Annotated in this window: 23 protein-coding genes; 14 read left to right on the top strand and 9 right to left on the bottom strand. The window is 67.8% G+C overall.

The window, feature by feature from the left end; all coding sequences use genetic code 11:
* Window positions 1–215 precede the first annotated feature (215 nt).
* A complete protein-coding gene (locus ACFVJ5_RS21195) occupies window positions 216–1,166 on the top strand; it encodes an alpha/beta fold hydrolase (RefSeq protein ID WP_379222388.1) in 951 nt (316 codons plus the stop codon).
* 190 nt (window positions 1,167–1,356) lie between these two features.
* Entirely contained in the window at window positions 1,357–1,647 is a 291-nt protein-coding gene (locus tag ACFVJ5_RS21190; RefSeq protein WP_056824003.1) for a hypothetical protein, read from the top strand.
* Window positions 1,648–1,764: 117 nt separating this feature from the next.
* Here ACFVJ5_RS21190 and ACFVJ5_RS21185 read toward each other — a convergent pair whose 3' ends face one another.
* Window positions 1,765–2,943, bottom strand: a complete 1,179-nt coding sequence (locus tag ACFVJ5_RS21185; RefSeq protein ID WP_379222386.1) for an acetyl-CoA acetyltransferase — start codon at window positions 2,941–2,943, stop codon at window positions 1,765–1,767.
* A gap of 247 nt (window positions 2,944–3,190) precedes the next feature.
* On the opposite strand from ACFVJ5_RS21185, the gene ACFVJ5_RS21180 reads away from it, so the two are divergent.
* The 3 genes from ACFVJ5_RS21180 to ACFVJ5_RS21170 are packed head-to-tail and all read left to right on the top strand — an operon-like array spanning window position 3,191 to window position 6,732.
* A complete protein-coding gene (locus ACFVJ5_RS21180) occupies window positions 3,191–4,030 on the top strand; it encodes a hypothetical protein (RefSeq protein ID WP_378634809.1) in 840 nt (279 codons plus the stop codon).
* 30 nt (window positions 4,031–4,060) lie between these two features.
* Complete coding sequence (locus tag ACFVJ5_RS21175; protein ID WP_379222384.1) at window positions 4,061–5,983, top strand: fumarate reductase/succinate dehydrogenase flavoprotein subunit; 1,923 nt, start codon at window positions 4,061–4,063, stop codon at window positions 5,981–5,983.
* Window positions 5,984–5,985: 2 nt separating this feature from the next.
* Window positions 5,986–6,732: a succinate dehydrogenase/fumarate reductase iron-sulfur subunit gene (locus ACFVJ5_RS21170; protein ID WP_378634804.1), complete on the top strand. Its 747-nt coding sequence runs from the start codon at window positions 5,986–5,988 to the stop codon at window positions 6,730–6,732.
* Window positions 6,733–7,053: 321 nt separating this feature from the next.
* Here ACFVJ5_RS21170 and ACFVJ5_RS21165 read toward each other — a convergent pair whose 3' ends face one another.
* The 3 genes from ACFVJ5_RS21165 to ACFVJ5_RS21155 are packed head-to-tail and all read right to left on the bottom strand — an operon-like array spanning window position 7,054 to window position 8,371.
* Window positions 7,054–7,263: a DUF397 domain-containing protein gene (locus ACFVJ5_RS21165; protein WP_379222382.1), complete on the bottom strand. Its 210-nt coding sequence runs from the start codon at window positions 7,261–7,263 to the stop codon at window positions 7,054–7,056.
* Complete coding sequence (locus tag ACFVJ5_RS21160) at window positions 7,260–7,460, bottom strand: DUF397 domain-containing protein (protein ID WP_378634799.1); 201 nt, start codon at window positions 7,458–7,460, stop codon at window positions 7,260–7,262. The genes ACFVJ5_RS21165 and ACFVJ5_RS21160 overlap by 4 nt, the downstream gene beginning before the upstream one ends.
* Window positions 7,457–8,371, bottom strand: a complete 915-nt coding sequence (locus ACFVJ5_RS21155; protein WP_379222380.1) for a helix-turn-helix domain-containing protein — start codon at window positions 8,369–8,371, stop codon at window positions 7,457–7,459. Before ACFVJ5_RS21155 ends, ACFVJ5_RS21160 begins: the two co-directional genes overlap by 4 nt.
* A gap of 179 nt (window positions 8,372–8,550) precedes the next feature.
* Here ACFVJ5_RS21155 and ACFVJ5_RS21150 point away from each other — a divergent pair, with 179 nt between their 5' ends.
* Window positions 8,551–8,757: a hypothetical protein gene (locus ACFVJ5_RS21150; RefSeq protein ID WP_101465132.1), complete on the top strand. Its 207-nt coding sequence runs from the start codon at window positions 8,551–8,553 to the stop codon at window positions 8,755–8,757.
* On the opposite strand, the gene ACFVJ5_RS21145 is transcribed toward ACFVJ5_RS21150, so the two are convergent.
* The gene (locus ACFVJ5_RS21145; protein WP_379222378.1) at window positions 8,754–9,701 is read right to left on the bottom strand and encodes a DNA-3-methyladenine glycosylase family protein; all 948 of its coding nucleotides are present in this window, start codon (window positions 9,699–9,701) and stop codon (window positions 8,754–8,756) included. The two genes, ACFVJ5_RS21150 and ACFVJ5_RS21145, sit on opposite strands and share 4 nt — an antisense overlap.
* Window positions 9,702–9,728: 27 nt before the next feature.
* The gene (locus ACFVJ5_RS21140; RefSeq protein ID WP_379222376.1) at window positions 9,729–12,542 is read right to left on the bottom strand and encodes an FAD-binding and (Fe-S)-binding domain-containing protein; all 2,814 of its coding nucleotides are present in this window, start codon (window positions 12,540–12,542) and stop codon (window positions 9,729–9,731) included.
* Window positions 12,543–12,700: 158 nt separating this feature from the next.
* Between ACFVJ5_RS21140 and ACFVJ5_RS21135 the strand changes: the two genes are divergently transcribed.
* Entirely contained in the window at window positions 12,701–14,584 is a 1,884-nt protein-coding gene (locus ACFVJ5_RS21135; protein ID WP_379222374.1) for an ABC transporter ATP-binding protein, read from the top strand.
* Window positions 14,585–14,649: 65 nt separating this feature from the next.
* Here ACFVJ5_RS21135 and ACFVJ5_RS21130 read toward each other — a convergent pair whose 3' ends face one another.
* A complete protein-coding gene (locus ACFVJ5_RS21130; protein ID WP_379222372.1) occupies window positions 14,650–15,363 on the bottom strand; it encodes a GntR family transcriptional regulator in 714 nt (237 codons plus the stop codon).
* 286 nt (window positions 15,364–15,649) lie between these two features.
* Between ACFVJ5_RS21130 and ACFVJ5_RS21125 the strand changes: the two genes are divergently transcribed.
* The 7 genes from ACFVJ5_RS21125 to ACFVJ5_RS21095 are packed head-to-tail and all read left to right on the top strand — an operon-like array spanning window position 15,650 to window position 23,722.
* Window positions 15,650–16,570 carry an ABC transporter permease gene (locus tag ACFVJ5_RS21125; RefSeq protein WP_379222371.1) on the top strand — a complete coding sequence of 307 codons (921 nt, stop codon included), beginning with the start codon at window positions 15,650–15,652 and terminating at the stop codon, window positions 16,568–16,570.
* Entirely contained in the window at window positions 16,567–17,439 is an 873-nt protein-coding gene (locus ACFVJ5_RS21120; protein ID WP_379222370.1) for an ABC transporter permease, read from the top strand. The genes ACFVJ5_RS21125 and ACFVJ5_RS21120 overlap by 4 nt, the downstream gene beginning before the upstream one ends.
* Window positions 17,436–18,434 carry an ABC transporter ATP-binding protein gene (locus ACFVJ5_RS21115; protein ID WP_379222369.1) on the top strand — a complete coding sequence of 333 codons (999 nt, stop codon included), beginning with the start codon at window positions 17,436–17,438 and terminating at the stop codon, window positions 18,432–18,434. Before ACFVJ5_RS21120 ends, ACFVJ5_RS21115 begins: the two co-directional genes overlap by 4 nt.
* Window positions 18,431–19,423 carry an ABC transporter ATP-binding protein gene (locus tag ACFVJ5_RS21110; RefSeq protein WP_379222367.1) on the top strand — a complete coding sequence of 331 codons (993 nt, stop codon included), beginning with the start codon at window positions 18,431–18,433 and terminating at the stop codon, window positions 19,421–19,423. The genes ACFVJ5_RS21115 and ACFVJ5_RS21110 overlap by 4 nt, the downstream gene beginning before the upstream one ends.
* 7 nt (window positions 19,424–19,430) lie before the next feature.
* On the top strand, window positions 19,431–20,960 hold the full coding sequence (locus ACFVJ5_RS21105; protein ID WP_379222365.1) for an ABC transporter substrate-binding protein: 1,530 nt from the start codon (window positions 19,431–19,433) through the stop codon (window positions 20,958–20,960).
* 4 nt (window positions 20,961–20,964) lie between these two features.
* Window positions 20,965–22,218: an amidohydrolase family protein gene (locus ACFVJ5_RS21100; RefSeq protein ID WP_379222363.1), complete on the top strand. Its 1,254-nt coding sequence runs from the start codon at window positions 20,965–20,967 to the stop codon at window positions 22,216–22,218.
* A 1-nt stretch (window position 22,219) separates the two neighbouring features.
* Window positions 22,220–23,722, top strand: coding sequence for a chlorohydrolase family protein (locus ACFVJ5_RS21095; RefSeq protein ID WP_379222362.1), 1,503 nt, complete (start codon window positions 22,220–22,222; stop codon window positions 23,720–23,722).
* Between the two features lie 29 nt (window positions 23,723–23,751).
* Here ACFVJ5_RS21095 and ACFVJ5_RS21090 read toward each other — a convergent pair whose 3' ends face one another.
* Together ACFVJ5_RS21090 and ACFVJ5_RS21085 are read right to left on the bottom strand one after the other, a co-directional pair.
* On the bottom strand, window positions 23,752–25,194 hold the full coding sequence (locus ACFVJ5_RS21090; protein WP_379222360.1) for an amidase: 1,443 nt from the start codon (window positions 25,192–25,194) through the stop codon (window positions 23,752–23,754).
* A gap of 58 nt (window positions 25,195–25,252) precedes the next feature.
* On the bottom strand, window positions 25,253–26,233 hold the full coding sequence (locus ACFVJ5_RS21085) for an acryloyl-CoA reductase (RefSeq protein ID WP_379222683.1): 981 nt from the start codon (window positions 26,231–26,233) through the stop codon (window positions 25,253–25,255).
* Window positions 26,234–26,341 lie beyond the last annotated feature (108 nt).

Here is a 26,341-nt window from a genome sequence, read left to right as displayed (position 1 = left end):
GTCGAACTACCACTCGATAGCCATCTATCGATTTCTAGTCCAAGTGCTAGATATCCGAAGATTGTCCTGGGTAACGGTATGAGCCCGCCCGGGATCGGTTGCGCATCGGGTGCATAACGCGAGGGTTGACCGGCTAACACGCTGGAAACCTTCTCCGAAACACCAGCAGGACCCGCCGCTGAAGGTGCGTCCCGCCGGAGGCGGAGGAGGCTCCAATGTCGAAGACCTTCCCTATCACCGACACCGACGGTCGTCGCTGTACCGTCGTCGCCGATGACGGTGTGCCGATCGCGGTCCGCAGCTTCGGCGCCACGGACGCGGCCCTGACCGTGGTTTTCGTGCACGGCCACTGCCTGCACACCGAATCCTGGTCGTTCCTGCGCGAACATCTGCTGCGACAGTGGGACGCCGACGCCCGCATGGTCTTCTACGACCACCGCGGCCACGGCGAATCCGGGCACGCCCATCACGCCACCTACACGATCGACCAGCTCGCCACCGATCTCGACGCGGTGCTGCGCGCGGTCGCACCGACCGGGCCCGTGGTGCTCGTCGGTCATTCGATGGGCGCGATGGTGGTGCTCGCCTACGCCCGCCTCTATCCCGCGGCCATCGGTCACCGGGTCGCCGGGATCGGCCTGATCGCCGGCGCCGCGGGCGGCATCACCGAGGTCGGCCTCGGCAGGCTGCTCAACCGGCACGCCGTGGCCTCGCTGCAGCGCGCCGTCGTGCACGCGCCGCGGGTGATGCAGGCGTCGAAGCGCTTGTCCCGCTGGGTCTTCGCGCCCCTGATCCGCGAGGCGAGCACGGGTACCCGCCGGGTGAATCCGCGCGTCACGGCCATCGCCACCGCGATGCTCAACGAGACCGCGCTGCTGACCATGTCCGGCTTCCTGAGCTCACTGCTCGACTTCGACGAGGCCCACACCCTGTCCCACTTCGGCGATCTGCCCGCCCTCGTCCTGTCGGGTTCGGCCGACCTCATGGTGCCGTTCGCGCACTCGGTGGTGCTGGCCTCACAGCTGGCGGGCGCCGAGCTGGTGCGGATCGAGGGCGCGGGTCACAGCGTCATCCTCGAACACGCGGAGGAGGTCGCCCACTCGATCATCGCGCTGGTCGAGCGAGCGAGCATCGGCGTCCGCGCGCGCTACGCCGTCGCCGGGTGACGCCACAGTTACCGGATGGCAATCCTGTGATCCCCGACAACACCGGGCGTAAACCGAAAAGATCCGTTATTGTGGTGGAGATCACGTTGTGTGGTGAGTCACACGGCTCGGTGCAGTGCGGCCCGAGGCTTCTCGGGCGTGCCCGTGATCCGGCGAGTCGGTATGCCCGCCATATACACAGGAGGTAACGATGACACGCAGCGATATCGCGGAACTGCGCTACGCGGTCGGCCAACTCCGGCAATCGATAGGCGCACTGCGCTCCAACTACGGCGACGCGGCCACCATCCGTCGTCTGGAGAACGACCTCGAGCGGCTCGTCATCGACGCCGAGGACTTCGAGCAGGCACCACCGCCGGAACTCGCCGTCCCCCGCAGGTCGGAGCCGATCTACGTCCCCGACAGCAAGTCCGACGAAGCAGCATGGATGGGCGCCCAGGACGAAGGCCTCGGCTTCCACTCCCGCCCCAGAACGAAGTAAGACCTGATCACCGGCGCGACGGCCCTGCCATCAGGGTCGTCGCGCCGACCTTTGATATTGGAGCGCTGGCGCGCTCGAGCGGGGCCCCTGAGGCCTTTGGGGAGAGACATATCAGGGCTACCCGGCGCGGTGTCGACCGAGTCTGCGTGTGCGGGAGCCGTGGAAGCGGGCGCCTCGTGGGATCTCGGCCGGTTCGTCGATTTCGGCGGATTCGAACAGGGCGGCGATGCCGTGGTCGTGGCCGAGGGCGATGGCCTCCAGGCCGTAGCGGCCGCCGGTACGGCCGAGTTCGTGCAGCATCGTGGTCATGATTCGCAGGCCCGTGGCGCCGACCGGGTGCCCGAGTGCGATATCGGAGCCGTTCACGTTGAGCCGGTCGAGTGGGTCGAGTTCCCACTCGGTGGCCAGCGCGAGCACCTCCACCGCGTAGCCCTCGTTGATTTCGAGCAGATCGATCTCGTCCAGCGAGCACCCGGTGCGCCCGAGCAGCTTCGACACCGCGGGCGCCGCCCCGAGTCCGGGACCCGCGTTGTCACACCCGGCCGCGGCCCAGCCGGCGAGAAACGCCATCGGCGTCAGCCCGAGCTCGCCCAGCCGATCCTCGGCCACGACCAGGCACGCCGACGCCCCGAGCCGATGCGAACTCATGTTCCCGACCGTCACCACGCCCTCGGGCAGCAGCGGGCGCAAACCGGCCAGGGTGTGGGTCGACAGGTCATCACGCACACCCTCGTCCCGGGTGATCTGGTGATCTCCGTACCCGGCGGCCACCCCGACGACCTCGGCCGCGAACGCACCCTGCCGCCAGGCGCGGGCAGCCTTGCGATGACTGGCCACCGCGAACTCGTCGGCGGCATTGCGGTCGATCCCGTAGTAGTGCGCCAACCGCTCGGCATTGTGCAATCCCGCGGTCCCGCCGGGCAGCCCGGCCGGTGTCGCCGCGCATTCCACCCCGCCCGCGACCACCACGTCGGCGGCGCCGGTCTGCACCATCATCGCCGCGGTGATCACCGCCTGCAGACCGCTGCCGCCGTGTTTGTCGGTCACGAAACCGGGTACTGCGAAAGGTAATCCGGCACCGCGAGCGGCGAGCGAGCCCACCGCGGGTTTGTCGGAGAGGCCGCCATCGATACAGGCCATGGCCACATCGTCGATGCGTAGCGGGTCGATGCCCGAGCGTTCGATCACGGCGGACAACACCGTGGTCGCCAGCCACTCGGCGGGCATACCCGACAGCGCGCCACCCTCGACGCCACTGGGCGTGCGGACGGGCGCCACGATCGCGGCTCTTCTCATTACGCGTCACGCTCCTCTCCCCGGTGCGGGGAATACCTGTCACAGGGCACCACAGGTTTGTTGCACGGGCATGACGGGTCGTCACGGACGTCACGGCTGTGATCGAGATCACCGGCATGTGTGACAACCGAGTGGGTGAGACCCACCGCGAGCGGCGCGAACACAGGCGTATGGTGCTCCACATCACAATCCATCGCGGTGGGTAATGATCACTGCCGCAGACCCGAAGATCAGCGAGGCATCCACCGTGAGTGCCGCACCGACCGCCTCCCCCGCTTCACACTCCGCGGGCACCGGCGTCTTCAGCAGAACGCGTGCCCGCATTTCCGCGCGCACCCTCCGCACCGACCGCTGGTGGCTACCACCGCTGTTCACCGCGCTCGGGCTCGCCGCGTTCGTCATCTACGCGACGATCAGATCCTTTGTGCGAACGGCCTACTGGGTCCCCGAGTTCCACTATCTGACGCCGTTCTACTCGCCGTGTCTGAGCGACTCGTGCGCCCCGGGATCGGCGCACTTCGGCACCCCGTTCCCCGAGCTGCCGATGTGGATCCCGCTGGGTTTCGTGGTGCTGCCGTTCCTGCTCGGCTTCCGGCTCACCTGCTACTACTACCGCAAGGCCTACTACCGCTCGGTGTGGTTCTCCCCGCCGGCCTGCGCGGTGGCCGAGCCGCACGCGCGCTACACCGGTGAGTCGCGGTTGCCGTTGATCATCCAGAACGCGCACCGCTACTTCTTCTACGTGGCGCTGGTGGTCTCGCTGGTCAACACCTACGACGCGATCACCGCGTTCCACGGCAGCAGTGGCGGTTTCGGCTTCGGCCTCGGCAATATCGTGCTGCTGGTCAATGTGATCCTGCTGTGGGCCTACACCCTGTCGTGTCATTCGTGCAGGCACATCGCGGGCGGGCGGCTCAAGAACTTCTCCGCCCATCCGGTGCGGTACTGGTACTGGACCCAGATCTCCAAGCTCAACACCCGCCACATGGCGCTGGCCTGGACCACCCTCGGCACCCTCGTGCTCACCGACTTCTACGTGATGTTGGTTGCGAGCCACACCATTTCGGACCTGCGGTTCGTCAACTGAGCTGCGACAACGCGAGGAGCTTGTATTTCAATGCCAGACGTGGAACGGCACGACTACGACGTCGTGGTGATCGGGGCGGGCGGCGCGGGTCTGCGAGCCGTGATCGAAGCACGCGAACAAGGGCTTTCGGTGGCGGTGGTGTGTAAGTCGTTGTTCGGCAAGGCACACACCGTGATGGCCGAGGGCGGCTGCGCGGCCTCGATGGGCAATGCCAACGAGAAGGACAACTGGCAGACGCACTTCAAGGACACCATGCGCGGCGGCAAGTTCCTCAACAACTGGCGCATGGCCGAACTGCATGCCCAGGAGGCCGCCGACCGGGTGTGGGAGCTGGAAACCTATGGTGCGCTGTTCGATCGGACGCCCGACGGCCGGATCAGCCAGCGCAACTTCGGCGGCCACACCTATCCCCGCCTCGCCCATGTCGGCGACCGGACGGGCCTGGAGCTGATCCGCACGATGCAGCAGAAGATCGTCTCGTTGCAGCAGGAGGACTACGCGGCGACAGGCGACTACGAAGCCAGGATCAAGGTCTTCGCCGAGTGCACGATCACCGAATTGCTCACCGACGCGGGCGCTGTCGCGGGCGCGTTCGGCTACTGGCGCGAATCCGGCGGCTTCGTGCTGTTCAAGGCGCCGGCCATCGTGTTGGCCACCGGCGGAATCGGCAAGTCCTACAAGGTGACGTCGAACTCCTGGGAGTACACCGGCGACGGCCACGCGCTGGCGCTGCGTTCCGGCGCGACGCTGATCAATATGGAGTTCCTCCAGTTCCACCCCACCGGCATGGTCTGGCCGCCCAGCGTGAAGGGCATCCTCGTCACCGAGGGCGTGCGCGGCGACGGCGGCGTGCTGAAGAACTCCGACGGCAAGCGGTTCATGTTCGACTACATCCCGCCGGTCTTCAAGGGCCAGTACGCCGAAACCGAGGAAGAAGCCGATCAGTGGTTGCGCGACAACGATTCCGCGCGCCGTACTCCCGATCTACTCCCCCGCGACGAGGTCGCGCGGGCGATCAACGAGGAGGTGAAGGCGGGTCGGGGCACCGAGCACGGCGGCGTCTATCTCGACATCGCCTCTCGCATGCCCGCCGACGAGATCGTGCGCAGGCTGCCCTCGATGCACCATCAGTTCAAGGAACTGGCCGATGTCGACATCACGGCCGAGCCGATGGAAGTCGGCCCCACCTGCCACTACGTGATGGGCGGGATCGAGGTGAACCCCGATTCCGGTGCGGCGGTCGTCCCCGGATTGTTCGCTGCCGGTGAGTGTTCCGGTGGCATGCACGGTTCGAACCGGCTCGGCGGCAACTCGCTGTCGGACCTGCTGGTGTTCGGCCGCCGGGCCGGGCTCGGCGCGTCGGCCTACGTGCAGCAGCTCACCGACAAGCCGACACCCTCCGAAACCGCTATCGACGAAGCCGCGAAAACCGCGCTGGCGCCGTTCGATTCGCCCGCGAACGGTCCCGGCGAGAACCCGTACACCCTGCACGCCGAACTCCAGCAGACGATGAACGACCTGGTCGGCATCATCCGCAAGGAACACGAGGTCCGCGCGGCGATCGACAAACTCGCCGAGCTGCGTGCCCGCTACGCCAACGTGGCGGTGCAGGGCAAACGGCCGTTCAACCCCGGCTGGCACCTGGCGCTGGACCTGGCCAACATGCTGATCGTGAGCGAATGTGTCGCGCAGGCAGCGCTGTTGCGCACCGAGAGCCGCGGTGGCCACACCCGCGACGATCACCCCGGCATGAATCCGGACTGGCGCAACACACTGCTGGTCTGCGCCGTCGATCCGGCTTCGGACGCGCAGATCCCCGACGTCACCGTCACCCCGGCCGATCAGACGCCGATGCGCGATGACCTGCTCGCCCTGTTCGAACTGAGCGAGCTCGAAAAGTACTACACCGAGCAAGAATTGGCTGCGCACCCGGCAGCCGAGGGAAAGGCGTAACCATGGGATACGACGCCCGGTTCCGGGTCTGGCGCGGCGACATCGACGGCGGGAGCCTCGAGGACTACACGGTGGCGGTGAACGAGGGCGAAGTGGTGCTCGACATCATCCACCGGCTCCAGGCCACCCAGACCCCCGACCTCGCTGTCCGCTGGAATTGCAAAGCGGGCAAGTGTGGTTCGTGTTCGGCGGAGGTGAACGGGCGCCCGCGCCTGCTGTGTATGACGCGGATGTCGACGTTCACCCCGGACGAGGTCATCACCGTCACCCCGATGCGGACGTTCCCGATCATCAAGGATCTGGTCACCGATGTCTCGTTCAATTACGAGAAGGCAAGGGAGATACCGTCATTCGCGCCGCCGCCCGGTCTCGCTCCGGGCGAGTACCGGATGAAGCAGGTCGACGTGGAGCGCTCACAGGAGTTCCGCAAGTGCATCGAGTGCTTCCTGTGTCAGGACACCTGCCACGTGGTGCGTGATCACGAGGAGAACAAGACCTCCTTCGCGGGTCCGCGCTATCTGATGCGTATCACGGAGTTGGAGATGCACCCGCTCGACACCCGTGACCGACGCGAAATGGCCCAGGAGGAAGCAGGTTTGGGCTATTGCAATATCACCAAGTGCTGCACCGATGTGTGCCCCGAGCACATCAAGATCACCGACAACGCGTTGATTCCATTGAAAGAACGGGTCGTGGATAGGCGATATGACCCGATTGTCTGGCTCGGCAATAAATTGTTCCGGCGATAGGAACTGTTGTCGCTGCGGGGTGCGGAACCCCGCAGCGACGGCTGCCTACAAGACAGCGACAGTCCCTACAGCGACTAATCCGACCAGTAATCCGATGAACAGCGCCGACAGTAAAGAGCTGGTGAGTACGTAGATTCCGATCGCCGATACCGCGAACAGCAGTATCACGATCAGGCGTTCCACACCGTCCTCAGGCGCTAGCCTCCGGTACCGGGGTGGCATTTTCTTCAACCCTCGGTCCATATACCCGGGTTACCCGACCCGACGCCGCATCAAACCTCGGTCTATGCCGAATATCTATCGTTCTGTGATCTGGCGTGATCAAGGACGATCGAACTCGCCGTCGTGTACGCCCGCGGTGAAGGCGGTCCATTCACTCGGGGTGAAGATCAGCACCGGACCGTCGGGATTCTTGCTGTCGCGCAGCGCGACGTACCCGTCTGCCAGCATGGCGACCTCCACGCTGCCGTCATCGGCGCCCGCACGCAGCCAGGTGGCACCGGAGGTGTCGATGTCGCGCTTGGTGTTCACGCGAACGCGCCGGTGTCGATGCCGCGGGTGAAGGCATCCCAGCTCGCGCCGTCGAAAACCAGGGCGGGACCGGCGGGATTCTTGCTGTCGCGCACCCCGACGTGCCCGCCGAACAGGAAAGCAACTTCGACGCAATCCTTGCCCGCACCACTGCGGGTGCTCTTGAACCAGTGTGCGTCGACGAGATCGAAACTCATGCCACATACTCCTTCGCGACCTGCCGCAGCAGGTGTCTACTCGGTTGGATGTCCAGCGCATGACGCTGGAGGCATTCGTGAGCCCGGTCGTACCTTCGAACATCCGCGCGTCGTTCCAGGTAGAGGTCACCGGTAAAGCCTTCGGCGTACACCACTGGTGGTTCGACCGGTTGCCCCTTGCTGTCGGTGCCGAACTCGAGAACCGTGAAAGGTCCGGTAGAGACTCCGAGTGGAACACCGGCGGCAAACGGCAGGATGCGCAATGCCACATTACTTCGGGTACTCGCGTCGGCGAGGTGTCGCAACTGCGCAGCCATCACCTTTGCATCACCGACGATGCTACGCAATACCGATTCGTGCAGAACCACGTCGATCTCGGCGGGCGAATGCTTGCGGGTGATCAATGCCTGGCGTTGCAGCCGCAGTGCGACCCGCCGATCGAGCTCGTCGACCGAATCCTGGGGGAACCCCAGATGATTCAGCGCGCGTGCGTATTCCGCGGTCTGCAGCAGACCGGGAACCAGCTCGGACTGGTAGGCGCGCAACCGATGTGCCGATGCCTCCAAACCCACATAGATATCGAAGTTTTCGGGAATCAAATCGCCGTAGGCGTGCCACCAGCTCTTGACGGCGGCCTGCTGCGCGAGACCGGCGAAGCCTTCGGCGAGATCGTCGGGAATGCCGTAGATCCGGCACAGCTCGTGGATGTCGATGGTGCGGATGCGATCGGCCTGACCCTTCTCCAGTCGCTGGAGGGTGCTGGCTCCCCACTCCATCAGCCGTGCCGCCTCGGCGATGGTGAGCCCGGCCTGGGTGCGCCAGTCACGCAGGTAGCGACCGAGTTGGCGGCGCGGCAGCGTCGAGGAGACGCCTGCCTGCCCCTCTGTTCCGTTCGATGCGTTCGCTGCCACAGCCCCACTCCTTCTGTGTCGCATACCCGTCACACCGCCATGCCCCGCTGCGGTGGATTTCGTCCAGTCTGGGGAATCCTGCACTCCCCCTTGGATGTCGTGCTGGGAATTCGCGGTAAATCCCATCTTTCGCGCGTGTACTCACCGTTAGCCGGGGGTTTGCGTGCTGTGCTGTTTTCATGCAATTGAGCGAAGTGAACATGCGCGTCGCCACAGCACTGCTGAGTTGCTCCATCGATCCGGGCCCGATGGAGCCCGAACAAGCCCACGCCGCAATGCAACTACACCTCGACTGCACAGTCGAAGAGTGCCGGGTGCGCAGACGGGCGCGCAACACCCTGGTCGAAGCGGGCCGCTGCGTGCTGGACGCGCGCGCGACACGCTAGTGATGGCGATGGTCGGTGATCGGGTCGCGCGGGCCGAACTTCGGTTTGCGCGCCTGCCCGCTGAGCCCCAGCAGTCGCACCGCACGGTAGCGGTGGGGTTGTAGCGGTCGCAGGTATTCGATCATCGCGTCGTCGTCGATCGGGTGACCGAGCAGACTCCAGCCGACGACGGCGGCGAGGTGGTAGTCGCCGACCGAGAGGGCATCGGCGTCGCCGAACGCGCGTTGCGCGGTCTCGGCCACCGTCCACACGCCGATACCGGGCAGGCTGCGCAGACGTCGCGCGGCCTCGGCCGGGTCGAGGGTGGCGGTGCGTTCGATCGAGTCGGCGACTCTGGCGGCGCGCACGATGGTCTGCGCGCGCTGCGGCCCGACATTGGCCCGGTGGTACTTCCACGACGGGATCAATCGCCAGGTCTCGGCGTCCGGCGCCACCATCAGGCCGGTCGGCGCCGGGCCGGGGGCCTTGGTCCCGAACTCGCGGACCAGGGTGCGCCAGGCGGCGAACGACGACTTCGTGTGCACCTTCTGTTCGAGGACGGCCGGGATCAGCGACTCCATCACCAGGCCGGTCTTCAGCATGCGCAGACCAGGGACCGTGCGGTGGGCTTCGATCAGCTTGGGGTGTGCGGGGGCGAAGTCGTCGAGGTCTTCCTCGAGACACAGCATGCGGTCGAGGCCGGCCAGGAATTCCTCGGCTCCCGGCCCCCAGGCGCGGGCGGCGGCGCCGTCACGGCCGTCCTGGGTCAGCCGGTAGGTGACCACGCCGGACGGCATTCGCGAGGCGTGCCAGTGGCTGCCGTCCGGGCCGACGTGGTGGCAGGGATCGCCGCCGCCGCGGCGCAGGGGCGACACGGTGATGCCGACGTCGAACGGCCTGCTCGACCGGACGGTCCTGGACAGACCGGCCGAGGCCAGGTCCGGGTCCAGGGTCTGGTCACGCATCCGACCATTGTGCGCCTGTGATCGGCGTCAACCGGCAGCCGGTCCGCTCGGACAATCGAGCAGGTACCTGGCCAGATGCACGCCGGCAGTATGGGCGAGTTGGTCGGCCTGGGTTCGGCAGGAGAAGCCGTCGGCCAGGAAGACGGCGTTCGGCGGGGCGTTTCGCAGCGCTGGGAGCAGGGCGTTCTCGGCGACCGCGACCGAGATGTCGTAGTGGCCGCGTTGCATGCCGAAGTTGCCCGCCAGGCCGCAGCAGCCCGCCAGTTCCTCGACGGTGACGCCCATCGCGGCGAGGATTCGGCGTTCGGCCTCGAAGCCGCCTACCGCGTGCTGGTGGCAGTGCGGTTGGACGATCACGGTGTCGTGCGGTCGACGGGGTGGTTGCCACCCGGGGTGCTCCAGCAGGAACTCGGCGAGGGTGCGGACCGAGGCGGCGACCCGTTTCGCTCGTGGATCGGCGGGGAGCAGTTCGGGGAGGTCGGCACGCAGGGTGGCGGTGCAGGACGGTTCGAGACCGACGATCAGGCCACCCGCGGCTACGTGGGCGGCCAGTGCGTCCACGGTGGCGCGCAGCCGGGCGCGAGCGCCGTCCAGTTGGCCGGTGCTGATCCAGGTGAGGCCACAGCACACCCGGTCGCTGGGAATGCGCACGCGATAGCCGAGTCGTTCGATCAGTTGTGCTGCGGCTGCCGCGTTTTCCGGGTCGAAGGTGTCGGTGAAGGTGTCGATCCACAGCATGACTTCGGTAGCCGAAGTCATGCTGGTACCTGTGCGGTCGTTGCTGCCCGACGATCGGCGAAACGACGTCGGGGCGAGTCGCGGCGCCGCTCGCCTCGGGTCGATGCCGGCCAGGCGCATGCCCGCTCGACGCAGGCGCGGACGGGCCGCGAGGGCGTTGGCGAGGCGTGGGAAGCGCTGGGCGATGGCGAGCCAGCGCGGGAGCCGGCCGAGGACATAGTGATCCATCGGCCGTAAGCGTCCGCGGTAGCGCCGATACAGTGCCTCGGATTTGTACGTGGCCATGTCGACGCCCGCGGGGCAGTCGGAGGCGCAGGCCTTGCACGAGAGGCAGAGGTCGAGGGATTCCTCGACTGCCGGTGCATCCCAGCCGAGTTCGCCGCGGACGACTTCCTGGAGCACTCTGGCCCGGGCCCGGGTGGTGTCCTTCTCGTCGGCGGTGGCCAGGTACGAGGGACACATGAAGCCGCCGGAACCGCGAGTATCCGCGCGGCACTTGCCGATTCCTACACATCTGTGCACAGCTGTGGATAAATCGCCGAGGTCTGTGGACAGGGCGAAACCTCGCGAGGGGACCGGCGCGAGACCGGCTACCCGCAGGTCGGCGTCGACGGGGCTCGGGGCGACGAGGACGCCGGGGTTGAGGATGTCGCCGGGGTCGAACAGGGACTTGAAGCCCGCGAAGGCCGCGCGAGCGGCCGGTGAGTACATCACTTCGAGCAGTTCGGATCTGGCGCGGCCGTCGCCGTGTTCGCCCGAGAGCGATCCACCGTGGCGCACAACGAGTTCGGCGGCGTCGAAGAGGAAGGTGCGAAAACGCCGGGGTGCGTCGGTGATCGGGAAGTCGAGGCGGACGTGGATGCAGCCGTCGCCGATGTGTCCGTACAGCAAACCGCCCACGTCGTACCCGGCGGTGAGCGTGGCGAATTCGCGCAGGTACGCCCCGAGGTTCGCCGGCGGGACGGCGGCGTCCTCCCACCCGGGCCACGCGGGTTTCCCGTCGGGGGTTCGTCCGGCCAGACCGGCGCCGTCGGCGCGAATGCGCCAGAGCGCCGCTGTGGCCATCGGATCGGTGACGATCCGGTGATCATCGGCGTGGCTCGCCGCGCACAGTCGCCGGGCCGCGGCCAGTGCCTCGGCCACGCTCGCTCCCGCCGTTTCGACGAACAGCCAGCCGCGACCTCGCGGCAACTCCGGCACCGTCCCCCGATGCGCGCGGACCACGTCGACCAGTCCGGCATCGATGCCTTCGACCGCGACCGGCGCGCAGCTGGTCACCGCGGCGATATCGTCCGCCGCCGAGGCGATATCGGGGTATCCGAGCACCGTGAGCACGGTCGCGGCGGGCATCAGTGTGAGCGCGACCTCCGCTTCCAGGAGCAGTCCACAGGTGCCTTCGGAACCGACGAACGCCTTCGCCGCCGACGAACCACGTTCCGGCAGCAGGTGTTCCAGACCGTAACCGGATGCCTGACGATCGAACCGTCCCAGTTCGGTGCGCAGCACCGCCAGATTCGCGGTGGTGAACTTCGCCAGGCCGGGCACCGCCGCCAGGTCGGAACCGAGCGTCCGCCGTTCCCCGGTGCCGTCGAGAATGCGCAGCTCACGCACCGTATCGGAGGTGCGACCCCAGGCCAGCGCATGTGGTCCGCACGCGTTGTTGCCGATCATCCCGCCCAGGGTGCAACGGTCCTGCGTCGACGGATCGGGCCCGAACCGCAACCCGTGCGGCCGCAGCCGCCGTTGCAGATCCGACAGCACCAGCCCCGGCTGCACTGTCGCTGTTCGCGCCTCGACGTCGACCGCGCGCACGGCGTTCATCTGCCTGCTGAAGTCCAGCACGATGCCGGGTCCGATGGCATTGCCCGCGACCGAGGTACCCGCGCCGCGAGCGGTGACCGACAGCCCGTTCTCCCGGGCGAAGTTCACGGTGGCGGCGACGTCGTCCTCGCCACGGGGAAACACGACCATGGCGGGCCGGACGCGGTAGTTGGAGGCGTCGGCGGAGTACTCGACGCGTCTGCGCACCGACGCGTCGACCGGGCAGCCGGTCCGCGTACGCAGTGCGTCGGCCAGCTTTTCCGAGCTCCGGTCGTCGTCCACCCGACCAGCCTATTCCGGTCACCGGGCGGTGATCGGCCGCCGGTTTCGCTGTGCGCTGAACCCGGTGCGCGCGGAAAGTATTTGCGGTCAACCTTTGTTGAGGTTTTAGTGTCGGTGGGCAGGAGTTCAATGGGTGGGGAGCCTCGAGGAGAGTGGCAGTGAGTATCGAATCAGTGGCCTACAGCCAGATGTACCGGCGCGTGAACGCGCCGGAAGAACAGCGCCCGTTCAGCATGGTGACAGCACGGCGAATCCTGCGGTTCGCGGAGCACCATCGCCGCCGGATCGGCGGGTTCCTGCTGCTCAGCGTGGTGGCCGCGGTACTCGGTGTGGCTACACCGGTGCTGGCGGGGCACGTGGTGAACGGGATCGTCGAGGGTTCGGCGCCGCGCACGGTGATGCTGCTCGCGCTCGCCATCGCGGGTCTGGCCGTCCTCGACGCGGGGCTCGGCATCGCGATCCGCTGGCTGTCGGCACGGATCGGTGAGGGTCTGATCCTCGATCTGCGCACCGCCGTGTTCGATCACGTGCAGAAGATGCCCGTCGCGTTCTTCACCCGGACCCGCACCGGCGCGCTGGTGAGCCGACTGAACAGCGATGTGATCGGCGCGCAGCGCGCGTTCAGCGACACCCTCTCCGGCGTGATCACCAACCTCGTCACCCTGGTGCTCACGCTCGCCGTGATGCTCAGCATCTCCTGGCAGATCACCCTGCTCGCCCTTGTCCTTCTCCCGGTCTTCGTGATCCCCGCCCGGCGCGCCGGCAACAAACTCGCCGCCATGCAGCGCGAGGCGGCCCAGCTCAATGCCGCCATGAGCACCCAGATGACCGAGCGTTTCTCCGCGCCGGGCGCCACCCTGGTGAAACTGTTCGGCAGGCCGAAGCAGGAATCGTCGGAGTTCGCGCAGCGCGCCACCCGCGTGCGCGACATCGGCGTACGCACCGCCATGCTGCAGACCACCTTCGTCACCTCGCTCACCCTGGTCTCCGCGCTCGCCCTCGCCCTGGTCTACGGCCTCGGCGGCTGGTACGCGCTGACGGGCAGCCTCGACGCGGGCTCGGTGGTCGCGCTCTCGCTGCTGCTCACCCGCCTCTACACCCCGCTCACCGCCCTGGCGAGCGCCCGCCTGGAGATCATGTCGGCGCTGGTGAGTTTCGAGCGTGTCTTCGAGGTGCTCGACCTGAAGCCGCTGATCGAGGACGCCCCGCACGCCACCCCGGTGCCCGACGGCCCGGTGGCGGTGGAACTGGACGCGGTGAACTTCGGTTACCCCTCGGCCGACAAGGTCTCGCTCGCCTCGCTGGAAGACGTCGCGACGCTGGACAGGCGTGGCGGCGTCGAGGTGCTGCACCAGGTGTCGCTACGCGCCGAACCCGGACAGCTCATCGCGCTGGTCGGCTCCTCCGGCGCGGGCAAATCGACTATCGCCCAGCTGGTTTCGCGTCTCTACGACGTCGACTCCGGCGCGGTCCGGCTCAACGGGACCGACGTGCGCGACCTGACCACCGAATCCATCCAGCGCACCGTCGGGCTGGTCACCCAGGACGGGCACCTCTTCCACGACACCATCCGCGCGAACCTCCTGCTGGCCCGACCGGAAGCCACCGAGGACGAACTGTGGGACGCCCTCGGTCGCGCCCGCCTCGGCGACCTGGTCGATTCTCTTTCCGACGGCCTGGACACCGTGGTCGGCGAACGCGGTTACCGCCTCTCCGGCGGTGAACGCCAACGCCTCACCATCGCCCGCCTGCTTCTCAAGCAGCCGAAGGTCGTCATCCTCGACGAGGCGACCGCGTCCCTCGACTCCACCTCGGAGGCCGCGGTTCAGGAGGCCCTCACCGAAGCGCTGACCGGCCGCACCGCCCTGGTCATCGCCCACCGCCTGTCCACCATCCGCGCCGCCGACCAGATCCTGGTGCTCGAGGACGGCCGCATCATCGAACGCGGCACCCACGCCACCCTCCTCAACGCCGACGGCCGGTACGCCGAGCTCTACCGAACCCAGTTCGCCGACGACCCGGTAGCCCCGGCCACCGTCTGAGCGAAAGGCCTGTTCAGCCCAGCTCCCCACGACCGGCCGACGCAGGTCCGGCCGTGGGGGCTGGGCTAGCGGTCGGCGCCAGGACCGTTTCCCTGGTCGGCGTGCCGTAGCGCGGTGACGATCGTCAGGGTGGGGGTGCGACCTGCTTCGGTGTGGCTGAGCATGGCGTACTCGGCCAGGCGTTCGTCGCCCGAGGAGATCGCGTCGATGAGGTGCTGGTGTTCGTCGCGCTGTTCCTCGGTGTTGCGTTCGGTGGTGAGGAAGAACAGCCAGGCCATCCGGGCGAGGATGGTGCGCATCAGCTGGGTGAGCAGCGAGTTGCCGGACAGTTCCACGATGGCGCCGTGCAGCTTCGCGTTCGTCTCGGCGATGCGGAGCGGATCACGAGAATCGGTGGCCTCCTGCGCTTCTCGCAACGCGGCCCGCAGTGGCGAGCTGTCGTGACCCTGCCTGATCCGGGCAGCGGCGAGGCGCGCCGCCAGCGGTTCCAAGCCGATGCGGACATCGAAGAGTTCTTCCACCGCGGTGGTATCCCAGGACCGAACGACCGCACTGCGTCGCGGCAGCGCGCTGACGATGCCGTCGAATTCGAGTAATGCCAGGGCTTCGCGCACCGGGAGGCGGGAGGTGCCGAGCATGGCGGCCAGGCGCGCCTCCGGCAGTTTCTCGCCTTCGCGGTACTCCCCCGTGATGATCGCGCGGCGCAGATCGTCGTATATCCGTCTCGTCTGCGACGTGTCGTCGACGACTTCTACCGGCGGACGTAGGTTTCGGGCCACCCGAACAGTCTACGAAGCCGCGACGGTGGTGACGGCCGGCGATCGCGCAGTCTAGCGGCGGACCCACCGAATTCAATCCGGTAGACCAAATATATCTTTGCGCACCTCAGACGACCTGCGCCCAAGCTTGCGCAATGGGTCGAGTACCGGGCTTGACGCGCGTATTACTGCCGGTTGGCACCATCGAATCATTCACGGACCCGAAACTTTCGGAACACAATGGGGATACACGGGAATCCAATTCTGTATACCGAATGACATTCTCGGCCCACAGAGAGGATCAGTGTTGGCCGTCTATCTGATCCGCCGCCTCGCCCAGGCGGTGATCACCGTGTTCGCCGTCATCTCGCTGGCGTTCCTGCTCGGCAGATCGACCGGCAGTCCCGTGGCCTCCCTCCTGCCGGAAACGGCGAGCGAGGCCGACATCGCGGCGCTGGAAGCCGAACTCGGCTTCGACAAACCGCCGCTGACCCAGTACTTCGACTACGTGACGGGCGTGCTGTCCGGCGATTTCGGTGACTCGTACCAGCAGACCGGCACCTCGTCGATGACGCTGGTCCTGCAACGCCTGCCCGCTTCGCTCCAACTCGGTGTCGCGGGCTTCGCGATCGGTCTCGCACTCGCCTTCGCCGTGGTGCTCGCCATCCACCTCAGCGGCCGCTGGTCGCTGCGCGCAGTGGCGCTCGGTGTCGGCGCGGCGCGACTGGCGGTGCCGGACTTCCTGTTCGGGCTGCTGCTGGTCCTGGTGTTCTCGGTGACGCTGGGCTGGTTGCCCTCGCTCGCCGGCGCCGATCCGCTCGCGATCATCATGCCCGCCCTCACCATCGCCACCGCGCAGTTCGTCGTCTACTCACGGCTGCTGGACAACTCGCTGGTCGCCGAGAGCTCCCAGGACTATGTGCGCACCGCGTACGCACGCGGCGAGCGCAGGTCCTCGGTGCTACTGCGCGATGTGCTGCCGAACGCGCTGCTGCCGGTGCTCACCATCTCCGGAATCACGCTCGGCACGCTGCTCGGGGGGCTGGTGATCGTCGAAAACGTCTTCGCCTGGCCCGGTTTGGGCACGTTGATGCTCGATGCGGTGTTCAACCGGGACTTTCCGGTGGTCCAGTCCGGCCTGGTGGTGATCGCGACCATCTTCGTGATCGTCAACTTCGGGATCGACGTCCTCTACGGCGTCATCGATCCGAGAGCGAGAGTCCGATGATCCGTCCCCGCGACTACGCCACGATCGCGGGCGTCGCGATGATCCTCGCGGTCGTGCTGTTCTCCCTGCTGTATCCCCTCTTCCCCGGCTACGACCCCTACGGGCAGGAACTCGCGGCCGCGTTCTCCGCGCCGTTCAGCACCGGGAACTACCCGCTCGGCACCGATTCGCTCGGTCGCGACCTGGCGAGCAGGCTGGCGCTGGCCGGGCGGATCACGCTCGGGCTGGTTCTGGTGATCGTGCTGGTCAACGCGGTGATCGGCATGACGATCGGCACGATGTCCGGCTACTTCCGCGGTGTCACCGACAGCGTGCTGATGGGTGTCGCCGATGTGCAGCTCGCGGTCCCGATGACGCTGGTGATCATGGCGGTGTCGGCGATTCGCGGGCCGAGTACCGCGCTGATGGCGACGATCCTCGGCGTCACCTTCTGGGTCGGCTATGCCAGGGTGGCGCGCTCGGTCGCGCTCGGGCTGTCCGGTCGCGATTTCGTGATCGCGCCGAAGCTGCTCGGCGCGCGCTCGGGCTGGGTGATGCGCAAGCACATCGTCGGGCACGTCACGGTCCCCGTGCTGATTCTGGCGACCGCCGATCTCGGCAATGTGCTGATCATGATCTCGTCGTTCGACTATCTCGGCCTCGGCGTGCAACCACCCACTCCCAGTTGGGGATTGATGATCACCGACGGGCAGAAGTACCTGCGCCAGGCCCCCTATCTGACGATCGTTCCCGCGGTGGCGCTGCTGCTGGTGATCGGCGGAACCCTGCTGGCCAGTCGGCGATTCACCGATGAAGGCCAGGGGTTGCGCCGAGTTCGGCGGGCACCACGCGCCCGTCGCGGTGCTCTCACGAAAGAGGTTGTGGCATGAGCGCATTGCTGGAGATCACCGATCTCACCGTCGGCTACGAGACGGCCGCGGGCGAACGCGTGGTGCTCGTCGACGGGGTGAGTCTGCGCCTCGAAGAGGGCGAAGTCCTCTGTCTCGTCGGCGAATCCGGGTCGGGCAAGTCGGTGACGATGCTCGCGGCCCTGGGCCTGCTCCCCCCGGCACTGACGATCTTCTCGGGCAGCGTGCGTTTCCGCGGCGACGAACTCGTCGGCGCCGACGACGAAACCCTGCGGCGGCTGCGCGGTGCCGAACTCGGCATGGTCTTCCAGGACCCGATGACCACCCTCAATCCGGTGCGCCGGGTCGGCACGCAGATCGGTCGCGCGCTGGCGGTGCACCAGCGGCTCGATGCCAAGAAGCGCAAGCAGCGGGTAGTCGAACTCCTTACCTCCGTGGGTATTCCACAACCGGCTGAACGGGCGCGCGCCTATCCCCACCAGTGGTCGGGCGGTATGCGCCAGCGCGCGGTGATCGCCATGGCGATGGCCAACGATCCGGCGGTGCTCATCGCCGACGAGCCGACCACCGCGCTCGACGTGACCATCCAGGCCCAGCTCATGGAGGTGCTGGCACAGGCACGCGCCCGCAGCGGTGCGGCGATGGTGCTGATCACCCATGATCTCGGGTTGGTCGCCCAGTACGCCGATCGGGTGGCGATCATGTACGCGGGCCGGGTGGTCGAGACCGGGACGGTGTGGCAGATCTTCGACGACGCCGCCCACCCGTACACCCGTGGCCTGCAGGGCAGTTTGCTCGGGCAGGCGGGCGCGGGCCGCGCCTATGCCATCCCGGGCTCGCCACCGTCACCGACGAAACGCCCGGCCGGGTGCGGCTTCGCCCCGCGCTGTGAGTTCGCGGGCAAGAACGGCGAATGCGACACAGCCCCACCACCTCTCGTCGCCCTCGGCGACGGGCGCGCGCTCGCCTGCCCGCCCGCGCTCGCTGCCCCTCTCCGAGAGGACATTTCGGCATGACCATGATCGATACCGCAGAGGAAGTGATCAGGGTCGACAGCCTCGAGGTGAGTTTCACCAGTAGGCGCGGTCTCATCGGCAAACGCAGACTGCGTGCCCTCGACGGTGTGAGCTTCGGCGTCGTACGCGGTGAAACCTTCGGTCTGGTCGGCGAATCCGGCGGCGGAAAGTCCACGCTGGTGCGCACGATCTTCGGCATCAACACCCCGACCGCGGGTTCGGTGCGCATCCTCGGCCACGACCTGGCCGCCCTGCGACCGGCCGCGCGCAGGGCGCTGCGCAACCGGGTGCAGCTGGTGTTCCAGGACCCGTACTCCTCCCTCGACCCGCGGATGAGCGCGCACGACATCATCGCCGAGCCGCTCCGGATCGCGGGCGGCTACTCCCGCGACCGCGTGCTCGAACTGCTCGAACAGGTCGGCCTCGGGCCGGACGCGCTCGATCGGCGCCCGGCCGAGTTCTCCGGCGGGCAGCGGCAACGGCTCGGGATCGCCAGGGCGCTCGCGCCGAGGCCGGAGGTGCTGGTGCTCGACGAACCGGTGTCCGCGCTCGACGCCTCGGTGCAGGCCCAGGTGATCAACCTGCTCCAAGACCTGCAAGAACAACTCGGCCTGTCGTATCTGTTCATCGCCCACGATCTCTCGGTCGTGCGGCACCTGTCGGACCGGGTCGCGGTGATGCATCTGGGCAAGCTCGTCGAGATCGGCGCCACCGAGGACGTGTTCACCAGCCCCCGGCATCCGTATACGCGCGCGCTGATCGCCTCGGCTCCCGTTCCCGACCCCCATCAACGCCACCGCGACACCTCGACGCTGATCCGCGGCGAGCTCCCCGATGCCGCGAATCCGCCGAGCGGCTGCACCTTCCGCACCCGCTGCCCACTGGCCACCGACGAATGCGCCACGCGCATACCGGAACTCGAGCCGCTCGGGCCCGCCGGGCATGTCGCGGCGTGCCTGCACCCACTTCCCCGCTCCACGAAAGATTAGGAAACCCATGAGACCGATCACCCGCAGTGTGGCTACCGGACTCGCGATCCTCGCGTTCTCCACCGTCACCCTGAGTGCCTGCGCACCCGCGGGCACCGACACCGCGTCGACGAAGACCCTCGTGGTCGGCGCGGTCACCGAACCGACGGATGTGCCCGACCCGATCAGCGACGGTTCGCTGGCAGGCTACAACTACTACTTCGCGACCTTCGACCAGCTCGCCCGGTTCGACGCGGAAGGCGTGATCGGCCCGAAGCTCGCGACCTCGTGGGAGCACAACGCCGATTTCACCCAGTGGACGTTCACGATTCGGGAGGACGCGAAGTTCCACAACGGCGAGCCGGTGAAAGCCTCCGATGTCGCGTTCACCTACAACCAGATCAAGGCGACGCCCAACGGCGATCCGGCCACCTATATGGAGATGTTCACCTCCGCCGCCGCCGGCCCCGGCAATACCGTGGTGTTCAGCCTCAACGCGCCCTTCTCCGCGTGGCCGACCATCACCACCGGCGTCTCGATCGTGCCCGAAAGTGTCTACCGCGCGCTGGGTTCCGCGGGATTCGCGGCCGCACCGGTCGGCTCGGGCCCGTTCGTGTTCGACCACTACACGCGCGGAGTCGAATACGTCGTCAAGCGCAATCCGAACTATTGGGGCGACAAGGCCGCACTGGAGACCGTGACCTTCAAGACGGTGGCCGACGCCGACGCCCGGCTCAACGGCGTCCAGTCCGGCAGTCTCGATGTGGCGTTGATCGCCCCCAACCAGGTTGCCGCCGTGGATGATTCGAAGAGTGTGCACATCGAGTCGCGGGTCTCCAACGGCGTCACCTTCCTCGGCATGAACGCCACAGCCGGTCCGCTGGCCGACCAGCGGGTACGCGAGGCGATCGCGCTGTCGATCGACCGGGACGCCATCGTCAAGAGTCTGCTCGCGGGCCGCGCGACGGTGGACAACCAGCTGGTCGCCAAGAACGTCGGCGGCTATGACCCGAAATACCCTGCCCCGGTGCGCGATACGGCCAAGGCCAAGCAGCTGCTGGCCGCGGCGGGCTACAACGGTACGCCGATCCCGTTCCAGTACGCGACGAACGGGCGCATCCCGCTGAGCTCGGAGATCGCCCAGTCGATCCAGGCCGACCTGGCCGAGGTAGGCATCACCATCACCCTGCACGGCACCGACCAGAGCAGCCATTCCCAGATGATCTACACGAAGAAGGCCGCCACCGGCATCTACCTCAACACCTACGCGCCGTCCACCATGGACGGCGACGCCCCGATCGCCTCGATGTTCGGCGGACAGTGGAACGACTACGCGATGCTGCCGCAAACCCAAGCCTTGGTCGCCAAGACCAGGACCGTCGCCGGGCAGGCCAGGATCGATGTCTACCGAGAGCTGTTCACCCTCAACGATTCCAAGGCACTGCTGCTCGGCCTCTACACCCCCGATGCCAGCTACGCGGTGGACCCGGCGCTGAACTGGAAGCCGCGGGCGGACGGGATGATCACCGTCGACGCCGCGACCTTCGGCAAGGACTGAGCGCGTGGGTGATTCGCTGTTGATCACCGATGTTCGCCCCTGGGGCGGCCCGCCGGTGGACCTGCTGATCGAGGACGGCACGGTGGCCGCGGTATCCGCGGCCACCGGTTCGCCGGTGCCCGCCGGCGAACTCGTCGACGGCGCGGGCCGGTTGATCCTGCCCGCACTGTCGGATGTGCACCTGCATCTCGACTCGAGCAGGCTCGGGCTGCCGTTCCGAGCCCAGACCGGGATGCCGGGACGGTGGGGCCGGATCATGAACGATCGCGAGCACTGGCGGTCGGCGGAACGTTCCGTGGCCGACCGCGCCTCGTTCACCCTCGCGGTGGCAGTGGCCAACGGGGCCACCAGGATTCGCAGTCACGCCCAGGTAGACGCCGATTCCGGGCTCACGAAGCTCGAAGGCGAACTCGCGGCGCGGGAACGCTACGCCGACGTGTGCGATGTGGAGATCGTGGCGTTCCCGCAGGTCGGAATCCTGCTCGAACCCGGTGTCGTCGACCTCATGGACGCGGCGCTGTCGGCCGGGGCCGATCTGGTCGGCGGGATGGATCCGTGCGAACTCGACCGCGATCCGGTGCGACATCTCGACGCGGTGTTCGGGCTGGCCGAGAAGCATCAGGTCGGCGTCGACATCCACCTGCACGAAGCGGGCGAGCTGGGGCTGTTCACCCTGTCGCTGATCATCGAACGGGTGCGGGCGCTCGGGATGACCGGTCTGGCGACCATCTCCCATGCCCGGTGCCTGGCCGGTGGGCTGCCCGGTGTGCCTGCGGCGATCGAGCAGCTGGCGGAGTTCGACATCGCCCTCACCCACGCGGCGGGCGCGCAGGGCTGGGCGTTGCCGTTGCTCGACCTGGCCGCGGCCGGCGTGCGGGTCGGGGTCGGGATGGACGGTCAGCGGGACTACTGGTCGCCCTACGGCAACGGCGACATGCTCGACCGCGCTTGGCAACTCGCGTTCGTCAACGGGTTCGGATCCGACGAGCACGTGGAACACGCTCTCGCCGTGGCCAGTTGGGGTGGAGCGAGCGTGATCGACCGCAGCCTGCGCCCGCTCGACCGGAGCGACCCACATCCGGGGTTCACGGTCGGTGACCCCGCCGAGTTCTTCCTTGTCGACGCGGCCTGCCCGACCTCGGCCGTGATGGACCGACCCGCCGATCGCACCGTAATCCACCGGGGCCGTGTCGTTTCCGTCGATACGGCACTGGACGGATTCGAGATTCCCGGTCGTTGGGGCAGGGGGAGGAGCTGAGGTGCGGCGCAGTGTTCGGGCACGCCATGTGCTCGCGTCTGGGCTCAGCGGCGGGCCCGTGATGCTCGCCGATGCCGAAGTGGTGGTGGAAAATTCGCGGATCGTAGCCGTCGGGCCGCGCGGTGCGGAGACCGTCGACGAGGCGATCGAGCTCGGCGATGCGGTGCTGATGCCCGGACTCATCGACCTCGACGCGCTCACCGACATCGACCACACGATCCTGGATTCGTGGCAGTCGCGCGAGCTCGGCCTCGGTCTGCAATGGTCGCGCGACTACGCCACGCATCGGCGGCGCGCGGTGTTCGACGCCGAGGAGCGGGCGTTCATCCGTGAGTACGGGTTCGTCCAATTGCTGCTGCACGGGGTGACGACGGCGATGCCGATCGCGTCGGAGGTGCACAGCGATTGGGCCGAGACCTACTCCGACGCCGTGGCGATGGCCGAGTCCGCGCGGCGGCTCGGCCTGCGGGTCTACCTCGGGCCCGCGTACCGATCCGGGGTCAACGTGGTCGACGACGACGGCTCGCGGTCCATCTACTGGAACGACGAACTCGGGCTCGACGGGTTCGCGGGTGCGGCGCGGTTCCTGGAGTGGGCCTCGGCGCAGGACACCGATCTGATCCACGGGACGCTGCTGCCGTGCCGGATCGAGACGCTGTCCGAGGATCTGCTGCACCGGACCTCCGCGCTCGCCGCTACGACCGGCGTGCTGGTCCGGCTGCACGCGCTCCAAGGGCTGCACGAACGGGCGTTCGTGATCGAGCGGTTCGGTAAGTCACCGCTGGCCGTGCTCGAACAGACCGGTCTCCTCGGGCCGAATCTGCTGATCCCCCACGGGATCTACATCGACTCGAACCCGCACGTGGACGCCGATACCGATGACGATCTCGGCACCCTCGCGGCGTCGGGAGCGTCGATCGTGCACTGCCCGCTCACCTCGGCCAGACACGGATCGGCGCTCGACAGCTTCGATCGGTACCGGGCGGCGGGCGTGCGCATCGCCCTCGGCACCGACTCGTTCCCGCCGGATCTGGTGCGCGGCATCGACATCGGCGTCACCCTGGCCAAGGTGCTGGCGTCGCGGCTCGACGCGGCCACCTACGGCGACTATGTGTCGGCAGCGACCCTCGGCGGTGCCGCAGCGCTGCACCGCCCGGACCTGGGCAAGCTCGCGGTGGGGGCGACCGCCGACCTGGTCGCCTTCCGCCTCGACGACCCGCGCGACGGCGTCCTCGACGATCCGATCCGCACCCTGTGCATGAACAGCACCGGGCGCGCGGCGGATTTCTCCATGGTCGCCGGCCGAATCACCCTGCGTGACGGGGTAATTCCCGGTGTCGACCTGCATGCCATGACCCGGCGAGCGCAGTCACTGTTCGACCGGATGCGTGCGGCCTACACCGAGCGCGACTACCTACGCCGCCCCACCGGCGAACTGTTCCCGGCGTCTTTTCCGGCCGAGCCGTCGATACCGCGTGGCGATGACACAGCCGCGAGCACGTGAACGCCGACCCCGTCAGCCGGGGGGAGTGGTCAACCCCGCGGCCGGACCCAGCCGCCGAACGCCTTCTCGAGAGTGAAGGCCGCGGCGATCGAGAGGTGATCGCGGTTGTGCCCCGCGACCACCTGGACCCCGAGTGGCAAACCGTGGGTGCCGCGGCCCAGCGGCACCTGGGTGACGGGGAGCCCGGCGAGGCTGAACGCCGCGACCGTGTTCGTGCGCCACAGGCGGCCGGTGGTGTGGCCGTGACGGGGCGCGACCGTGCTCAGGGTCGGATGCAGGAGCAATCCGTCACCGATGATTTCGGTGACCTCGGCGGCCGTGCGGTGTGCGGCGGCCGTGATGCGCCGGGCCACCCGGCCGGGTAGCCGGGCCGCGATCAGCTCGCCGAGCGCGAGGAGGCGGGTAGCGAGGGTGTGGTCGCCGTGCAGGGCGGTGAGTTGTCCCGGCGCGAGGATGTCGGCACCCTCGCCGCGCATGATCTCGGCGAAGCTGATCCCGGTCTCCTCGGCCAGCACGATCGTGGCGAAGAGCCCGATCGTCCGCAGCGAGCGCATCGGTACCCGGGCGACCTCGGCGCCCGCCTCGGTGAGCGCGGCGGCGGCGCGGTCACGCGCAGCCAGCACCTCACGGCCGAAACCGGGGGCGAAGGCTTCGTCGAGCAGCACGACGCGCACGCCACGCATCGACGTCGTCGCCGGATCGCCGAGGGTGGCCGCGCGGACCAGGGGATCGGTCCCGTCGGGGCCCGCCATGATCCGCAGCAGCGGCATGAGGTCGGCCGCACGGCGGGCGATGACCCCGTTGGAACACAGGGCGGCCACGCCGAACGGCGGTGGCCACGCGCCGGTGGTCGGGAGCAGGCCGGTCGACGGGCGGTGTCCGAAGACGCCGTTGCAGAAGGCGGGAACTCGGATCGAGCCGAGGGTATCGGTGGCCAGGCCGAGCGGGGAGCCGCCGCTGCCGACGGCGGCGCCCTCACCGCCCGATGACCCGCCCGCCGTCCGTGTCCGGTCGTGCACGTTGCCGGTTCGCCCGTAGACCCGGTTCGTCGACTCGAGCCACATGCACCCCTCGGCGGTGTTGGTCAGCCCGAGCACGATCGCACCCGCGTCCAGAACTCTTTGCACCACAGTGGCATTCGCGGTGGGCCGCAGGTGTCGACGAGCCACGACACCCGCCGTGTTGGGCAAGCCCGCGACCGCCAAGGATTCCTTGACGGTAATCGGGACGCCGAACAGCGGTGGCAGGTCCGCCGGCCCGGTCGCGAGGTGGGCGTCGGCGGCGTCGGCCTGTGCCCGCGCGGTGTCGTAGCAGTCCACCACCACGGCGTTCGTGGCAGGCGCGAAACGTTCCAGCACAGCGATGTGGGCATCGATCACCGCGCGGACGCTGACCTCGCGGGCACGAATGGACGCGGCCAGCGCGATCGCGGACTCGTCAGTGATCGTGGTGCCGTCGGGGCGGAGCATCATGATCGTTACAGTATTACATTATCCGTAACGTCGTCGTGTCGATGAGCTTCTCGACGGCTCAGAACTCGTTGGCCACGCCGATCACCGTGCGCCCGGAGTGGGTGCCGTCCTTGATCGACTGCAGGACGGTGCCGACCTCGGTGATCGGCGTGAAGGACTCGATCGTCGACAGATGCTGGGGGCGAAGCTGTTTACCCAGTGCGGTCCACAGGGCGCGGCGCTTCTCGATCGGGAGCTGGACCGAGTCGATACCGAGCAGGCTGACGCCGCGCAGGATGAACGGAAGCACGGTGGTGGGAAGCTCGGCGCCGCCGGTGAGGCCGCTGGCCGCTACCGCGCCGCCGTAACCGATGGCGCTGAGGACGTGCGCCAGCGAGGCGCCGCCTACGCTGTCGACCGCGGACGCCCAGTTGGCCTTGTTGAGCGGGCGCGGCTTGGCATCGGGGTCGAGGGGGAGCCGGCCGATGACCTCGTTGGCGCCCAGCTCGGCGAGCAGGTCGTTCGCGTCGGTCTTGCCGGTGGAAGCGATCACCTCGAAGCCGAGGCCGGAGAGGATGTCGATGGCCACGGTGCCGACACCGCCGGTCGCGCCGGTGACCAGGACGGCGCCGTCGTCGGGGATCAGGCCGTGGTCGAGCAGGGCCTGCACGCTCATGGCGGCGGTGAAGCCCGCGGTACCGATGGTGGCGGCGTCGCGGGTGTCGAGGCCGTCGAGCTTCACCACCCATTCGGCAGGCACCCTGGTGTACTCGGCGAAGCCGCCGTTGCGGGAAACACCCAGGTCGTAGCCATGGGCGATGACCTGGTCGCCGGGGGCGAAGTCATCGGTCTCCGAGGCGATCACCTCACCGGTGAGGTCGATGCCCGGCACGATCGGATAGTTGCGCACCACCCCACCGCGCGGCGTGATCGCCAGCAGATCTTTGTAATTCGCGCTCGAGTAATGAACCTTGATCGTCACCTCGCCGCTACCGAGGAAGTCGTCTCCCACCGTTTCACGGGCGAGAACGATCCCACCATCGGATTCACGGGCCACCATCGCAGAGAACACAGATCCGCCTCTCCGGGTAATTTGGCCAGACTTATCGTCGCTACCGGTAGCGACGCGGCCGCCGGATCGGCCGAACTCGTGTTGGCCCGTCCCCGG

Source organism: Nocardia sp. NPDC127606, assembly GCF_042671725.1.
GTDB lineage: Bacteria > Actinomycetota > Actinomycetes > Mycobacteriales > Mycobacteriaceae > Nocardia.
Note: the sequence above shows the minus strand (reverse complement) of the source record. Positions and strands in the feature narration are given on the sequence as shown.